This window comes from Phyllobacterium sp. A18/5-2, assembly GCF_025452215.1.
In the GTDB taxonomy this organism is placed as follows: Bacteria; Pseudomonadota; Alphaproteobacteria; order Rhizobiales; family Rhizobiaceae; genus Phyllobacterium; species Phyllobacterium sophorae.
Genome location: NZ_CP104966.1, coordinates 1,069,581 through 1,085,045 on the forward strand (window position 1 = coordinate 1,069,581; position 15,465 = coordinate 1,085,045).

The 15,465-nt window shown below is 55.8% G+C and carries 9 protein-coding genes and 3 pseudogenes; 2 read left to right on the forward strand and 10 right to left on the reverse strand.

Annotation, left to right across the window (positions count from 1 at the left end; translation table 11 throughout):
• The gene (gene ispG / locus N8E89_RS05370; RefSeq protein ID WP_162707261.1) at positions 1-1,257 is read right to left on the reverse strand and encodes a flavodoxin-dependent (E)-4-hydroxy-3-methylbut-2-enyl-diphosphate synthase; all 1,257 of its coding nucleotides are present in this window, start codon (positions 1,255-1,257) and stop codon (positions 1-3) included.
• 205 nt (positions 1,258-1,462) lie between these two features.
• Here ispG and N8E89_RS05375 point away from each other — a divergent pair, with 205 nt between their 5' ends.
• Together N8E89_RS05375 and N8E89_RS05380 are read left to right on the forward strand one after the other, a co-directional pair.
• The gene (locus N8E89_RS05375) at positions 1,463-2,242 is read left to right on the forward strand and encodes a 3-hydroxybutyrate dehydrogenase (RefSeq protein WP_113172321.1); all 780 of its coding nucleotides are present in this window, start codon (positions 1,463-1,465) and stop codon (positions 2,240-2,242) included.
• Positions 2,242-3,360, forward strand: coding sequence for a patatin-like phospholipase family protein (locus N8E89_RS05380; protein WP_106661968.1), 1,119 nt, complete (start codon positions 2,242-2,244; stop codon positions 3,358-3,360). The genes N8E89_RS05375 and N8E89_RS05380 overlap by 1 nt, the downstream gene beginning before the upstream one ends.
• On the opposite strand, the gene N8E89_RS05385 is transcribed toward N8E89_RS05380, so the two are convergent.
• From N8E89_RS05385 to N8E89_RS05425, 9 genes and pseudogenes are all read right to left on the reverse strand, one after another.
• Positions 3,357-4,523: an MFS transporter gene (locus N8E89_RS05385; protein WP_262261347.1), complete on the reverse strand. Its 1,167-nt coding sequence runs from the start codon at positions 4,521-4,523 to the stop codon at positions 3,357-3,359. The genes N8E89_RS05380 and N8E89_RS05385 overlap by 4 nt on opposite strands.
• Before the next feature lie 66 nt (positions 4,524-4,589).
• The gene (locus N8E89_RS05390; protein ID WP_162739712.1) at positions 4,590-5,372 is read right to left on the reverse strand and encodes a DeoR/GlpR family DNA-binding transcription regulator; all 783 of its coding nucleotides are present in this window, start codon (positions 5,370-5,372) and stop codon (positions 4,590-4,592) included.
• Between the two features lie 195 nt (positions 5,373-5,567).
• Positions 5,568-9,027: pseudogene (gene pyc / locus N8E89_RS05395) on the reverse strand (pyruvate carboxylase).
• Positions 9,028-9,194: 167 nt separating this feature from the next.
• Complete coding sequence (locus N8E89_RS05400) at positions 9,195-10,310, reverse strand: branched-chain amino acid ABC transporter substrate-binding protein (protein WP_106661972.1); 1,116 nt, start codon at positions 10,308-10,310, stop codon at positions 9,195-9,197.
• A 126-nt stretch (positions 10,311-10,436) separates the two neighbouring features.
• A complete protein-coding gene (locus N8E89_RS05405; protein WP_106661973.1) occupies positions 10,437-10,790 on the reverse strand; it encodes a DUF6867 family protein in 354 nt (117 codons plus the stop codon).
• A 56-nt stretch (positions 10,791-10,846) separates the two neighbouring features.
• The gene (locus tag N8E89_RS05410) at positions 10,847-11,578 is read right to left on the reverse strand and encodes an ABC transporter ATP-binding protein (RefSeq protein WP_262261350.1); all 732 of its coding nucleotides are present in this window, start codon (positions 11,576-11,578) and stop codon (positions 10,847-10,849) included.
• Positions 11,578-12,874, reverse strand: a pseudogene (locus N8E89_RS05415) (ATP-binding cassette domain-containing protein). The gene N8E89_RS05410 and the pseudogene N8E89_RS05415 overlap by 1 nt, the downstream one beginning before the upstream one ends.
• Positions 12,875-12,931: 57 nt before the next feature.
• Positions 12,932-14,328 (reverse strand): annotated as a pseudogene (livM, locus tag N8E89_RS05420) (high-affinity branched-chain amino acid ABC transporter permease LivM).
• Positions 14,329-14,332: 4 nt separating this feature from the next.
• Positions 14,333-15,241, reverse strand: a complete 909-nt coding sequence (locus N8E89_RS05425) for a branched-chain amino acid ABC transporter permease (protein WP_106662580.1) — start codon at positions 15,239-15,241, stop codon at positions 14,333-14,335.
• Positions 15,242-15,465: the final 224 nt, after the last annotated feature.

Genomic DNA, 15,465 nt, shown 5'->3' on the forward strand with positions numbered 1-15,465 from the left:
CTATTCCGCTGCGTGCGTGTCCGCCCCCCGGCCAAAGCGGTTCTCGATATAATCGGCGACCATCTTCTGGAATTCCTGGGCGATACCGGCGCCGCGCAATGTCGCAACCTTCTTGCCGTCGACAAATACCGGTGCCGAAGGCGTTTCACCGGTTCCCGGCAATGAAATTCCGATATCGGCCATCTTAGATTCTCCGGGCCCATTAACGATGCAGCCCATGACAGCCACATTCAAAGCCTCGACGCCCGGATATTTTTCACGCCAGATCGGCATATTGGTGCGTATATCACTCTGGATCGACTGAGCCAGCTCCTGAAACACCGTCGATGTCGTACGTCCGCAGCCGGGGCACGCAGCGACGATCGGTATGAATTGACGGAAACCCATGGTCTGCAGCAATTCCTGCGCCACCTGCACTTCGCGTGTGCGATCGCCGCCCGGTTCCGGCGTCAACGAAATGCGGATTGTGTCGCCGATGCCTTGTTGCAACAAAATGCCCATTGCGGCCGACGAGGCGACGATCCCCTTTGAACCCATTCCCGCTTCGGTCAATCCCAAGTGCAGCGCATGGTCGCAACGCCGCGCAAGCTCGGCATAGACTGCGATCAGGTCCTGAACCTGGCTGACCTTGGCTGACAGAATGATCTTCGACCGCGGCAAGCCAATTTCTTCGGCGAGCTGTGACGAGATAAGCGCCGACTGGACAATCGCCTCGCGTGTCACCTGCTCTGCCGTCAGCGGTGCGCCTGCCGCATGGTTCTGGTCCATCAAGGCTGTCAGTAGTTCCTGATCGAGCGAGCCCCAGTTCACCCCAATGCGCACGGGCTTGTCGTAGCGGATCGCCATTTCGATGATCGCACCGAATTGCGCATCCTTCTTGTCCTTGAAACCGACATTGCCCGGGTTGATGCGATACTTGGCCAGCGCCTCGGCGCAAGCCGGATGATCGGCCAGGAGCTTGTGACCGATATAGTGAAAATCGCCGACGAGCGGAACGGAAAGGCCCAGTCGATCGAGCCGCTCGCGTATCCTCGGTACTGCCGCCGCCGATTCATCGCGGTCGACGGTGATGCGCACGATCTGCGAGCCGGCCCTGGAGAGGGCAGCCACCTGCGCTACTGTACCGTCCACATCGGCTGTATCCGTATTGGTCATCGACTGCACGACGACGGGAGCGCCTCCGCCAACCATGATACCACCTACGTCGACTCCAACCGAGGGCCGCCGGGCAAAGGGTTGCGAAAAGTATTCAGACATCATGAAGCTCCAGATATGCTTTTCACGTGGCGCAGCAATCGCTGTTTGTCAACTCCATGCGACGTTGTAACAGCATGCCTCGCGTACAACGCAGACCTTGCATGACAAAGTGTTCATACGCCAAGCCTAGCAATTTTGTTGCGATGCAATATATTCCGGGAGCCCTCAACGGGCCCGGTTGATCAAAACCAAAGGAAATTTTGTCATGGCCAAGAAGACCGCAGTCGTCACAGGTTCTAATTCCGGCATTGGCCTGGGCTCTGCCCACGCCCTCGCTGCGGCAGGGTATAATGTGGTGATCAATTCATTCACCGACCGGCCCGAAGACCATGCGCTTGCAGCTGAAATAGCCGAAAAGCACGGCGTTGGCGTCGCCTATGTAAAGGCAGATATGTCGAATGGTGGCGAGTGCCGGGTCCTGATTGACAAGGCAGCCGAAGCCTTTGGCAGCGTCGATGTGCTGGTGAACAATGCCGGGATCCAGTTCGTTGCGCCCGTGGACGAGTTCCCGACGGAAAAATGGGACGCGATCATTGCGATCAATCTAACATCCGCTTTCCATACAACAGCCGCCGCCCTCCCCTACATGAAGAAAGCTGGCTGGGGCCGTATCATCAATATTGCATCGGCGCACGGCCTCCGGGCATCGCCATTCAAATCCGCCTATGTCGCTGCCAAACATGGCGTTCTCGGTCTCACCAAGACCGTCGCCCTGGAGGTCGCGGAAAAGCAAATCACTTGCAACGCCATATGCCCCGGCTATGTTCTGACACCCCTCGTAGAAGCACAGATTCCGGATCAGATGAAAGCACACGGCATGGATCGTGAAACGGTTATCCGCGAAGTCATGCTCGACAAACAAGCAACGAAGGAATTCGCGACGGTTGACCAGATCGGCGCAACGGTGGTGTTCCTCGCAAGTGAAGCCGCTGCCCAGATTACCGGAACATCCATATCTGTAGATGGCGGCTGGACGGCAGCATAATGAGTAACAAACCCAAGCCGATCAATATCGCGCTACAGGGAGGCGGCTCGCACGGCGCCTTCACCTGGGGCGTTCTTGATCGCATTCTGGAGGATGGCCGACTAACGATCGAGGGCATATCGGGGACGAGTGCCGGCGCGATGAATGCCGTGGCGGTAGCTGACGGCTGGTCACACAATGGGGCTGAGGGTGCTCGGGCAAAACTGCATGAATTCTGGCGTGCGGTTGGGCGAACGGGACAATTCAGTCCTGTCCAGCGCACGCCATGGGACAGGTTCTTTGGCAACTGGTCCGTCGAGAACGGTTTTGGATATAACCTGTTCGAGCAGTTTTCCCGGGTGTTCTCGCCTTATGAGTTCAATCCCTTCAATCTCAATCCGCTGCGGGACGTTGTCGAAAAAGAAATAGATTTTGCGCGGGTAAGATCCTGCTCGAAACTCAAACTGTTTATTTCTGCGACAAATGTGGAAACCGGGCGTCTCCGGGTGTTTTCACAATCGGAGCTTAATGCAGATGTCGTCATGGCTTCTGCCTGCCTTCCCTATATCTTTCAGGCAGTAGAGATCGATGGCGAGCCGTATTGGGATGGCGGCTACGGTGGAAATCCTGCCCTGTATCCGTTCTTCTATTCGAGCGAGATTGAAGACGTCTTGCTGATACAGATCAACCCGATCGAGCGGAAAGGCACCCCCAAGACGGCGCGAGAGATCTCAGATCGCATCGACGAAATCACCTTTAATGCCGCTCTCTTGCGCGAATTGCGCTCGATCGCCTTCGTCAATTCGCTTATCGAAGCAGGCAGGCTCCAGCACGGCGAGTATCGCAACATCCGCATGCACCGCATCGATGCTGACGAAGCCCTTGCAGGGCTTTCGGCATCGTCCAAGATCAATGCGGAATGGGCGTTTCTCGAATACCTGCGCGATCTCGGCCGCGCTGCCGCCGAAGATTGGCTTGAGGAACATTTCGATGCGGTTGGCGAACACGCCACGCTCGACCTGTCCGGCGAGCTGGCGCCTGAGATGAATGTCGGTATCCGATCGAAAAAACCAGGCAAACGGGTGACCGATTTCCTCATGCAGCGCAAGAAGCCTGCCATCGCAGCGCGGCGGGCCTAAGGCTGCTTTCTATCGGCAGTGGAAGCTAGATTGGCCATCAGGAAAACGACGATCAACAATGCGGCAAGCACCATGTAGACAGGACCAAACCCGGTCCTGCCACCGACAAAGCCGATAGCCGACGGCGCCACCAATATTCCCGAATAGCCCATCAGCGTAACCATGCTGAGCGCCACTCCTGACGACGTTCCCTTCTGATTGCCTGCAGCCGAAAAGGCAATGGGGACCATATTGGCAATGCCAAGGCCTGAAAAAGCGAACGCAAGTATTGCTATCCACGAGGTCGGTGCGAGGCTCGCGACAAGCATGCCAGCAGCACCGATCAGCGCAGAGTAACGCAGTGTGTTCACCGCGCCGAAACGATTGCGCACGCCGTCGCCCAGGAATCGCATGACGGACATCGTGCCGGAAAACGCGGCAAAGGCAAAGCCAGCCGTCGCGATATCCGCACCACGTTCCTGCTGCAGATACAGCGCAGCCCAATCCAGCACCGAACCCTCCGGCACCATGGAAAACAGCGCCATCAGACCGATAAGGTAAATCAGCGGATTGGTTGGGAAGACCAGCTTCTGCTTTTCATGCAGGACCGGGGTTTCTTCAGTAATCATGTAGCGGAAAGCGGCAAGCCCGATCACAATGGCGATGAGCGTAACGACGACGGCATGTGTAAGATAACCGTGCGCCTCGATTAATAACCCGCCTAGCCCGCCGCCGGCAAATCCGCCAAGACTCCAGAAACCGTGCGACGACGACATAACCGCGCGGGACAGTTTCTTTTCCACCTCGACCGCATTGGCGTTCATCGCCACATCCATGCCGCCGATCACTGCACCGAAGAGAAACAGCGCTGGTGCCGCCGTGATTACGTTGGGCGCGAGGGCCACCAGCAAAAGCGAAAAGGAGCAAAAGATCGCGAAGCTTTTGACAACAGCGCGCGATCCAAAACGGCCAATGAGATAGCCGCACCAAGGCATTGAAGCCAGAGCACCGACACCGAAGATAAGAATGAGCAAGCCGAGCGTGAACTCACTGATCCCCAGGCGCATCATGAACACCGGTATTTGCGGCGCCCAGCTACCCACGAGAAAGCCGTTGAAGAAGAACGCGCTAGCAACCGCCCATCGGCCATAGACAGCTTTCCTGATGTAGACAGAGGCATCCATTAGTTCATCACCATGTTGAAAGTTGGCACTGGGTAGACATTCAGCTCACCTTTGAGCAAGGGTAGATCACGCAGGCTGGTCGTCCGCGACGATCACCTCGACGCCCTCCCCGCTTATTCGCTCCAGGATAGAGCGATCTGCTGTCCTATCGGTTACAAGGGTAGATATGAGTGATATCGGACCTATGGCAAAAGGACCTTGTTTGAGAAGTTTTTCGCTCGTTGCCAGGAGAATGATCTCATTGCTTGCCTGACCAAACGCAAGCTTCATGCGGGCATCATCATAGTTTTCTGCGCGCAACATCAACCCCTCGTCGACGGCGCAGGCACCAAGAACACAGTAGTCGACACGCATCGACTGGGCCTCGGCCAGCGTCGATTGCCCGATTGTACTACGCGTCAGCCGGTTCAAGCTTCCGCCTAGAAGGATGACCTCGCAGCAGGGGTGGTCAAGTGCCGCCGAGGCGATATCAGGGCAACCGGTGATGATGCATGTTTGAAGGTCTGCCGGGAGTGCGCGAACGAACTCCAGCACTGTCGTGCTCGAGTCGAGAAGCATCGTTGCATGCGCTGGGATTCGCGCCGCAGCAGCTGCGGCAATTGCCCTTTTACCGGCGGTCTCATCACGCGCTCGCTGCTGAAAACTTCGAGGACCCGATCTGCTTCTGGCAGCGCCGCCGTGGAAACGTTGAACAAGCCCCTGCTCGGACAGTTCCCGAAGATCCCGGCGTATAGAGTCTTCCGAAACGCCAAATTCGGATGCAACTGCGCTTGCCAATACCCGGCCGGATTCATTGATCCTCTTGAGGATCATGCCCTTTCTTTCGTCCGGCGACAAATCTTTCAGCATTTCAACGTAGCTCCAGCCCATAGACCGCATCGTAACAAGAAGTGCCGATATCGGCAAGAACAAATGCGCATATATGCATGAATCAGAAGGTCAGAATTTTCGACCCTGGATGACAGTCCTCAGAATTGCAAAAGCCCCCGGAGATTCGGGGGCTTTGCCAAAGGACGAGTTTGCGGGTGACGAACTGCCGTAAGTCTATTCGTAGACGATTAGCAGATCCTTGGCGTCGATCTGGTCACCTGCGCGGACAAGCACTTCGGCGATTGTGCCGTCACGTTCTGCGCGCAGCGCGGTCTCCATTTTCATCGCTTCGATAGAGAGCAGCACGTCACCTGCATTGACCTTCTGGCCGGTAGACATGCCTAACGTCGAGACAATACCCGGCATTGGCGCACCAACATGCTTGTCATTGCCAAGCTCCGCCTTGCGCCTCACGCCAGCACCACTTCCGGCGCGGGTGCGGTCGGGAACCTTCACACGGCGCGGCTGCCCGTTCATCTCGAAAAACACCGTGCACATGCCCTTTTCATCGGCCTCGCCTACCGCTTGGTTGCGCACGACCAGGGTCTTGCCGCGTTCGATATCGAGGAAAACCTCTTCCTCCTGCGCCAGACCATAGAAATAGACATGGGTTGGAAGAACGCTTGTCGGCCCGTAGGTGCCGTTAGTAACGGCAAAGTCGCTGAACACCTTCGGATACATCAGATACGACGCGAACTCCTGGTCGGTGATCTTGCGTTCCAGCTTTGCCTCAATCTCTTTGCGTTCAGCGTCGAGATCAGCGGGCTGCAGCAAGGCACCGGGCCGTTCTGTAAAGGGCTCCTCGTCTTTCAGAACCTTCTTCTGTATATCTTTCGGCCACCCCCTCGGCGGTTGACCAAGATCGCCGCGCATCATCGACACGACCGAGATCCGGAAAGGCTATATCCTTATCCGGATTCTTCACGTCCTCGACGGAAAGATCCTGGCTCACCATCATCAGCGCCATATCGCCGACAACCTTGGAGGAGGGCGTCACCTTGACGATATCGCCGAACATCTGGTTGACGTCGGCATAGGCCTGCGCAACTTCGTGCCAGCGGGTTTCGAGGCCGAGCGAGCGGGCCTGTTCCTTGAGATTGGTGAACTGGCCGCCTGGCATTTCATGCAAATAAACTTCGGACGCAGGTCCCTTCAGGTCGCTTTCGAACGCTGCATACTGCGTGCGTACCGCTTCCCAATAAAAGGAAATGCGGCGGATCCATTCAGGATCAAGGCGCGGATCACGCTCCGTGCCCTTCAGTGCCTCGACGATCGAACCAAGGCATGGCTGTGACGTATTACCAGACAGTGCATCCATGGCAGCGTCAACGGCGTCGACACCCGCATCCACCGCGGCAAGCACAGTAGCGGCCGAGATGCCGGACGTATCATGTGTGTGAAAATGCAGTGGAAGATCCGTCGCCTCGCGCAACGCCTTGAACAATACCTTGGCTGCGCCGGGCTTCAACAGGCCCGCCATATCTTTGATGGCAATGATGTGCGCGCCGGCTTTTTCGACTTGCTGGGCAAGGTCGACATAGTATTTCAGATCATATTTCGGCCGCGCAGAATTCAGGATGTCTCCGGTATAGCAGATCGCGGCTTCGCAAAGCTTGTTCTCTTCGACAACGGCATCCATGGTGACGCGCATATTTTCAACCCAGTTAAGGCTGTCGAACACGCGAAACAGGTCGATGCCTCCCCGTGCCGCTTGTCTTACGAAATATTTGACCACATTGTCAGGATAGCTCTTGTAACCCACACCGTTGGCACCGCGCAGCAGCATCTGCAGTAGAATATTCGGCGCCTGCTCGCGGACGTCCGCGAGCCGTTCCCACGGGTCTTCCGTAAGGAACCTCATCGCTACGTCGAACGTCGCACCGCCCCAGCATTCCAATGAAAACAGCTGCGGCAATGCGCGGGCGTAGGTGCCAGCGACGCGAGCGATATCATATGTCCGCATCCGTGTAGCCAGAAGTGATTGATGCCCATCACGCATGGTCGTATCGGTGACCAGTACACGTTTCTCATTGCGCATCCACTCTGCAAACTTATTCGGACCAAGCTGGTCGAGGAGTTGCTTGGTACCGTCCGGGATGGGCGTTTCAATGAATGGGACACGCGGCAGTGCCGCCTCCTTGGGCGGCGTCGCGCGGCCCTTGGTTTCGGGATGGCCGTTGACGGTCACATCAGCGAGGTACGTAAGGAGCTTCGTGGCGCGATCCTGCCGCTTCACCTGCGCGAACAATTCCGGCGTCGTATCAATGAATTTGGTTGTGTAGGAATTGTCCAGGAACTTCGGGTGCGTGATGATTGCCTCGAGGAAGGTCAGGTTCGTGGCAACACCGCGGATACGGAACTCGCGCAAGGCGCGGTGCATCCGGTGGATTGTCTCGTCCGCCGTCGGTGACCATGCGGTGATCTTCTCCAGCAGGGGATCGTAGAAGCGTGTGATGACCGCCCCGGAATAGGCAGTGCCACCATCCAGCCGGATACCGAAGCCGGTTGCGCCGCGATAGGCGGTGATGCGGCCATAATCCGGAATGAAATTCTGTTCGGGATCTTCCGTCGTGATACGGCACTGCAGTGCATGGCCGTTCAACTTGATATCCCGCTGCGCGGGAACCCCCGATACCGGTGTGCCAATTTTTGCACCTTCGAGGATGCGTATCTGTGCTTTGACGATGTCGATGCCTGTTACTTCTTCGGTAACCGTATGTTCGACCTGGATACGGGGATTGACCTCGATGAAATAAAATTCACCAGTGTCGGCATCCATCAGAAATTCGATTGTTCCGGCACCGATATAGTTCGTCGCCTTGGCAATTTTCAGGCCGTAATCGGAGATCTCTTTGCGTTGTGCTTCATTGAGATAGGGTGCGGGTGCGCGTTCCACTACTTTCTGGTTGCGTCTCTGAATCGAGCAATCGCGCTCGAACAAGTGCACTGCATTGCCATGCGTATCGCCCAGTATCTGCACCTCGACGTGCCGTGCGCGCTGCACCAGTTTTTCGAGATAGACTTCATCTTTGCCGAACGCAGCCTTGGCTTCGCGCTTGCCTTCCGTCACTTCGCGGGCGATGTCCTCCGGCGAGAAGATTGCCCGCATGCCGCGGCCGCCACCGCCCCATGAGGCCTTCAGCATGATAGGATAGCCGATCTTCTCGGCCATTGCCTTGACCGCGTCCAGGTCGTCGGGAAGCGGCTCTGTGGCAGGAACCACCGGAACACCGATCTCGATCGCCAGATTGCGAGCGGCTACCTTGTTGCCAAGCCGGCGCATAGTCTCAGGCTTGGGGCCGATGAAGATGATCCCAGCCTCGGCGCAAGCCTCGGCGAATTCCGGGCTTTCCGACAGAAGGCCGTAGCCCGGATGAATGGCGTCCGCGCCAGAAAGTCTGGCGACACGAATGATTTCCTCGATCGACAGGTAGCTCTCGATTGGGCCCATATCCTTGGCCAAATGCGGACCGCGCCCAACCTGGTAGGATTCGTCAGCTTTGAAGCGGTGCAGCGCCAACTTGTCCTCTTCCGCCCATATCGCCACGGTTTTCATACCAAGCTCATTGGCGGCCCGGAAAACCCGGATAGCGATTTCCGATCGATTTGCGACAAGGATTTTCCTGATAGGCAAGGCGAGAACTCCAGAATATGAGCAATACAGTATGAGTTTGGCGCGGTTATCTGGCTACAGATTGCTGCAGTGCAAACAGCGCATAATGATCACAAGATAGTGAAATGTCCAATAGCAAAATGCCCGGCACGAAGCCGGGCACTCACTGGTTGTATCAAGCGGAAAGCTTATTGCTGGAAGTAGCTGTACTTGCCGTCTTCGCCCTTTTTCCATTCGTACATGACGTAGCCTGGGAGCTTCGGATCGCCCTTTTCGTCAAAGGCAATGTCGCCAAGAACGGTCTTGAACGGGCCTTTTTCTTTCATGGTCTTGGCAACGGTTTCTGGATCATTCGATCCAGCGGCTTTTGCTGCATCGGCGATGACCTGAGCGGCTGCATAGGCGTAGAGCGTGTAGGCTTCCGGCTCAAAGCCCTGTGCACGGAACTTCTCAACGAGTTCCTTGTTTGCGGGATTCTTGCTTGGGTCTGGACCAAAAGTGTTGAGTGTACCTGCAACTGCATCGCCGGCGATCGAAGCAAGCTCGTTCGAAACGATACCGTCACCGGAGATGAAAGTAACCTTCAGGCCCTGATCAGCAAGCTGACGGATGATCAGACCAGCTTCGGTGTGCAGGCCACCCCAATAGAGAACGGTCACGCCGGCTTCCTTTGCCTTGGCGATCAGTGCAGAGAAGTCCTTGTCGCCGACGTTAACGCCTTCGTACATGGCTTCCTTGATGCCCTTGGCATTCAGGGTCTTCTTGGTCTCGTCAGCGAGTCCCTGGCCATACGGCGTCTTGTCGTGAACGACCGCAATCTTGGCGTCCTTGAACTTCTCGGCAATGTATGTCCCGGCCACCACACCCTGCTGGTCATCGCGACCGCAAGTACGGAAAGTGTTCCACAACCCGCGTTCGGTGAAGACGGGGTTTGTTGCGGCAGGAGTGATTTCGAGAATGCCGTTTTCCGCATAGACTTCCGATGCCGGAATTGACACGCCAGAGTTGAAGTGGCCGATAACGAATTTTACGCCGTCAGCAACGAACTTGTTAGCAACGGAAATGCCCTGCTTCGGATCGGAAACGTCGTCACCAAGCGAAAGCTTGACCTGCTCGCCATTGATACCACCGGCAGCATTGATTTCGGCGATAGCGGCCTCTGCGCCCTTCTGCAGCTGAGCGCCGAAGGCGGCGTTCGGGCCAGTGAGCGGACCACCGACACCGATCAAGAGATCAGCATAGGCGTGACCACTCAAAGCGAGCATCGCAGCAAGTGCAACGCCCGAAAACAGTGACTTCTTCATTTGAAAACTCCCATTTTCTAGGTACTTACCAAACCCCTCGCGATGACCCTTTTCATCGCTTGAAGTGCACATTTGCCGATTTCCCGGCGGTTGTCACGCTGATTCATTTCGCACCAGCGAGATTGATTAGGCCCTCGTTCTTTCTTTCCAGGAGAAAGGCGAAACTTTTTCATAGAGCCAATGATATTGCCGCACCATTTGCTTGGTACGGGTGTAGCGGTAACCGAGAGTACCGATAATGATCAACACAATCGTATCGACGATATAGTAATGAAGTGTCAGCATTGTACCGCCAAACAAAGCGAAATGAATGAAGCGAACGGCGATACCGAGCAATAGCATGTAGAACACGAGAATCGCGATTGGTCGCCAAGTCTTGGCACACGCACGCCCGGTCATCCACGCCGCCCACCCGCCCATGACGCAAGTGACCAGCAGGAACAGCCAGATCGAGGGTTCTTCGTACAATATACCTTGCATGGCCAAGTTCTCCCTGAGGGTTTTTCCTGATTGCGGAAACGCGCCCCTTATTCTTGTTAGTGACGACCACCTTCGAGATAGGCCGCACGTACTTCTGGATTGGCAAGAAGATCTGCGCTGGAACCGCTCATTTTGACGATCCCGTTGACCATCACATAGCCGCGATCAGCCAGTTTCAACGCGCCGAAGGCATTCTGCTCGACAAGGAACACCGTCAATCCAGTATGCTTGTTCAGTTCCTTGATGGCCTCGAAAATGTGCTTGATGATCAATGGTGCAAGACCGAGCGAAGGCTCGTCGAGCAGCAACAATCGCGGGCGGGCCATCAGCGCACGGCCAATGGCCAGCATTTGTTGTTCGCCGCCCGATAATGTGCCGCCGCGCTGATTGATGCGTTCTTTCAACCGCGGGAACAGATCGAACACCATACGCGGATCTTCATCAAAGAATTGAAGATTATCGAGACTTGCACCCATCTGCAGGTTTTCCTGCACGGTCATGCGCGGAAAGATGCGGCGGCCCTCCGGCGATTGGGCAATACGCAAACGCGCGATTTCATGCGTCGGCAATTTTGTGATGTCTTTCCCGTCGAAGACAATTCGGCCGGTCCGAGCGCGCGGCATACCGAAGATCGTCATCATCAGCGTAGACTTGCCAGCGCCATTGGCGCCAATCAGCGTAACGATCTCGCCGGGATTCGCGTGCACGGTAACACCGCTCAGTGCGCGAATGTTGCCGTAATAGGTTTCTACATTCTCGATGCTGAGAAGGGCTTGTGGTTCCGCCATTACTTGGCCCCTCCGGTCTTCTTAGGCGCCGGTTTCGCCTGACTCTCTTTTGCCAGTTTCTTCGCTTGGCCAATCCAGTCTTCGCGGGCGATGCGTCCGTCAAAGTCAAGGTAGGCTTCAGCCGCGATCACATCCGCTTTTTTCCATGCAGCAATCTGGTCGAAGTGGAAAATGCCATGTTCGTTGAGCTTGCGCTCGTTGACCGGACCTATACCCTTGATCAGGATGAGCCGGTCTGCCTTGCCGCCGCGCGGTTCAGTCAGCGCGTTCGCTGTAGCCCCGGCTTTGATTGTCCCAGCCTTCGCAGCTGCTTCTGTTGCGGTTGATGCTGTCGTCGCGGACGTCTTCTTGACAGCAGGCGTTTTGGCACGCCTAGCCTTGGCCGAGGGTGTTGCGGGGATCAACTCAACTGGCCCGGCGTCCGGGTGGGTCTCCACGATTTCCTGCAGCGCCTCTGTCGATAGCAGGTCAACGGCCGCGGTGATATCGTCAACGCCGGCGGCTTCAGCCTGCTCGATGAGTTCAACAACTTCCTCATCTTCAACGCCGAGATAGGCTGCGATCACCTTAGGATCGTTCTTGACCATATCCGGTGTGCCATCGGAAATCTTCGTGCCATACTCAAGAACGACGACATGGTCGGAGATTTCCATGACCACGGACATGTCATGTTCGATAAGCAGAATGGATGTACCGGTTTCTGCGCGGATATCGAGCAAGAGCTTATTCAATTCTGCCGATTCACGTGCGTTCAAACCTGCGGCCGGCTCATCGAGGCAAAGCAGTTCAGGTTCCGTGCACATCGCACGGGCAATCTCGAGGCGGCGCTGCGCGCCATAGGGAAGATCGCCGGCAGCGTCGTCTGCCCTATCGACGAGATTGATCTTCTCCAGCCAAAAGCGAGCTTTCTCGATCGCGTCTGCGGCCGCTTTTTTTGTAAGTTGGAAAGCCAAGCAGTCCAAGAACGGTAAAGCCGGAGGAAAGCATTAGAGGATTATGCTGGGCGACGAGCAGGTTTTCCAAAACAGTAAGGCCCGAAAACAGCCGGATATTCTGGAACGTACGCGCAACCTTCGCCTTCTTCGTGATGACGAAATCGGCCATCCGCTCCAGAAGATATTCCTCTCCATTCTGACGGGTCAGTGTCAGCATGCCTTCAGTCGGCTTGTAGAAACCGGTGATGCAATTGAAGACCGTGGTCTTGCCTGCACCATTCGGACCGATAAGTGCGGTGATCGCTCCCCGCTTGGCCTCGAAGTTCAAGTCATTGATGGCGATAAGACCACCGAATTTCATGGAGAGGCGTTCAACGCGCAATATTGCGCTTGCATTCTTCTGCACTTCCAGAATCCATCAGCCGTGCCCTTCTTTCGTAAACTCACCTGACACCGACTTGCGTTTATGCAGGAAGGCGCTCGGCTCCCGGCTGCCGACAAAGCCTCGCGGCTTCCACACCATGACCACGATCATAGCGAGGCCAAATAATAACATGCGGTAGAGTTCTGGCGTAAAATCATTGCCAAAGATGCGCTTCAGGAACTCCAGTTCCCGCAAGAGTTCGGTGCCCCCGATCATGACGGCTGCGGCGATGGCGATACCTACCAGTGATCCCATGCCACCCAGAACTACCATCGCCAGAATGATTGCCGATCTCGAGGAAGACAAAGGATTCGGGGCTGACGAAGCCCTGTCGTGCTGCAAAGAACGATCCGGCAAAACCACCGAACATGGCACCCGTGGCAAAGGCCGTCAGCTTGGTTGTCGTCGTGTTGATACCGAGCGAACGGCAGGCGATCTCGTCTTCGCGCAAAGCCTCCCAGGCACGGCCGATCGGCATGCGCCTCAGACGAGATCGTGACCCACGCGGTCAGGAGCGCGAGAAGTAGAATCAGGTAGTAAAGGAAAATCTTGTAATAGACGCCGGAATTTGGCAGGCCGAGCAGCGCCGCAAAACCGGTGGGCCCCGGGGTAAATGGAATGCCAAACAACGTTGCCTTGGCAATACCGGAGATACCGAATGTACCCTTGGTTACGACGGTCCAGTTGATCAGTATCAGGCGAATGATTTCACCGAATGCCAGTGTCACGATGGCCAGATAGTCCCCCCTCAGACGCAGGACGGGAAATCCGAGGATGACCCCCCAGGTCGCGGCAAAAATACCCGCCATAGGCAAGAGAAGCCAGAACGAAAAGCCAAAATGAGTGGAGAGCAGGGCGTAGGAATAGGCGCCCACCGCATAAAAGGCGACATACCCGAGATCCAGCAACCCAGCAAGGCCCACGACGATGTTCAATCCCCAGGCAAGCATCACGTAAATGAGGATCTGGATACCGAAATTGTCGACATATTTGAGCGATCCCTGCAACCCGCCCATGATCGAGCCATTAGAGATGCTGAGGATCAGGATCACCAGGAATGGGTAGGTAAAAAGCAGCCCGAGACCGATCTTGGGAAAGCTCTTACGGAAAGCTGACGGCTCTTTCGCTTCGACGACGCGCTTGGTCTTCTTGCGCTCCTCGCGCCACGGCGCGGTATATGTGATGGCGAAGCGGGCAAATGCGGCAACAAGCACGAATATCGTGAGAAGTCCCCAGCGCTGTGTGAGGATAAGTTCGTTGCGGATGTTCTGGTCCGTGCGGAAACCGACCACCAGGCAAAACAAGCCCAGTGCAAGTGCACCCGCAACAAGCCCTTCCTTCAGGGCTTTCGCGAACACGGAATCCCGTTCTGTTGATTGAATATCGGCCATGCGCTTAAACCTTTTCGACTTCGGGCCGGCCAAGAATGCCCGACGGAAGGAAAATCAGTACGATCGCCAGGATCGAGAACGCCGCGACATCTTTGTAGTCGATGGAGAAATAGGCGGACCAAAGAGCCTCGATCAGGCCGATCAGCAGGCCGCCAACCACCGCGCCAGGCAACGATCCGATACCGCCAAGTACTGCCGCCGTGAAAGCTTTGACACCCGGCACGAATCCATCGGTGAATGAAATGACCCCGTAGAACATGAGGTAGAGTGTACCCGCAACGGCGGCAAGCATGGCACCCATCACGAACGTAGTGGAGATCGTCCGATCGACATCGACACCCAAAAGCGCCGCCATCTTGCGATCTTGTTCACAGGAACGCTGCGCCCGTCCAAGCGTCGTCTTGTTGACAAGATACCAGAATGCCGCGAGCAGGATCGCTGTGACGATGATAATGACCATCTGCTTGTAGGCAATGGTGATGTTCGTGCCGTAGACCGTGATGCCGCCATTGACCAGCGGCGGGATCGGCTTGTTGCGAGGACCTTGCGTGACCTGCACGAAATTGGATAGTGCAATCGACATGCCGATTGCTGTAATCAACGGCGCCAGGCGGAATGAACCGCGCAGCGGCCGGTATGCCAGACGCTCGATCGTCCAGCTCCACAGCCCCGTCAGCAGCATGGCCACGATCATCATCAGCAGCAGCGCCAGCACGACCGGCACACCGCCGATGAAAGTTGTCAAAGCAAGAAAAACGATCATCGCCATAAAGGCGCCAAGCATGAAAACATCGCCATGGGCGAAGTTGATCATGCCGATGATCCCGTAGACCATCGTGTAGCCGATTGCGATCAGGCCATAAATTGAACCAAGCGTCAGACCATTGATCGATTGCTGGATGAAGTACTCCATCGCAACGATACCCCTCATTTTTATTGGGAAATTTTTTATCCGGTTTTTTTATCCGGTTCCCATTTGCCCCAATATGTTTACACCTAGCGCCTGCGTTAAAGAAAGCAACTGCTTTTTTAGCGCACACGATAACGTTACATTTGCTCGCATAGATTTGGTGGAAATTTTCACCAAAATTTCAAGGCCGTGCGATGAAAACCCCCGTGTTATTGGCCTTGTTAGGC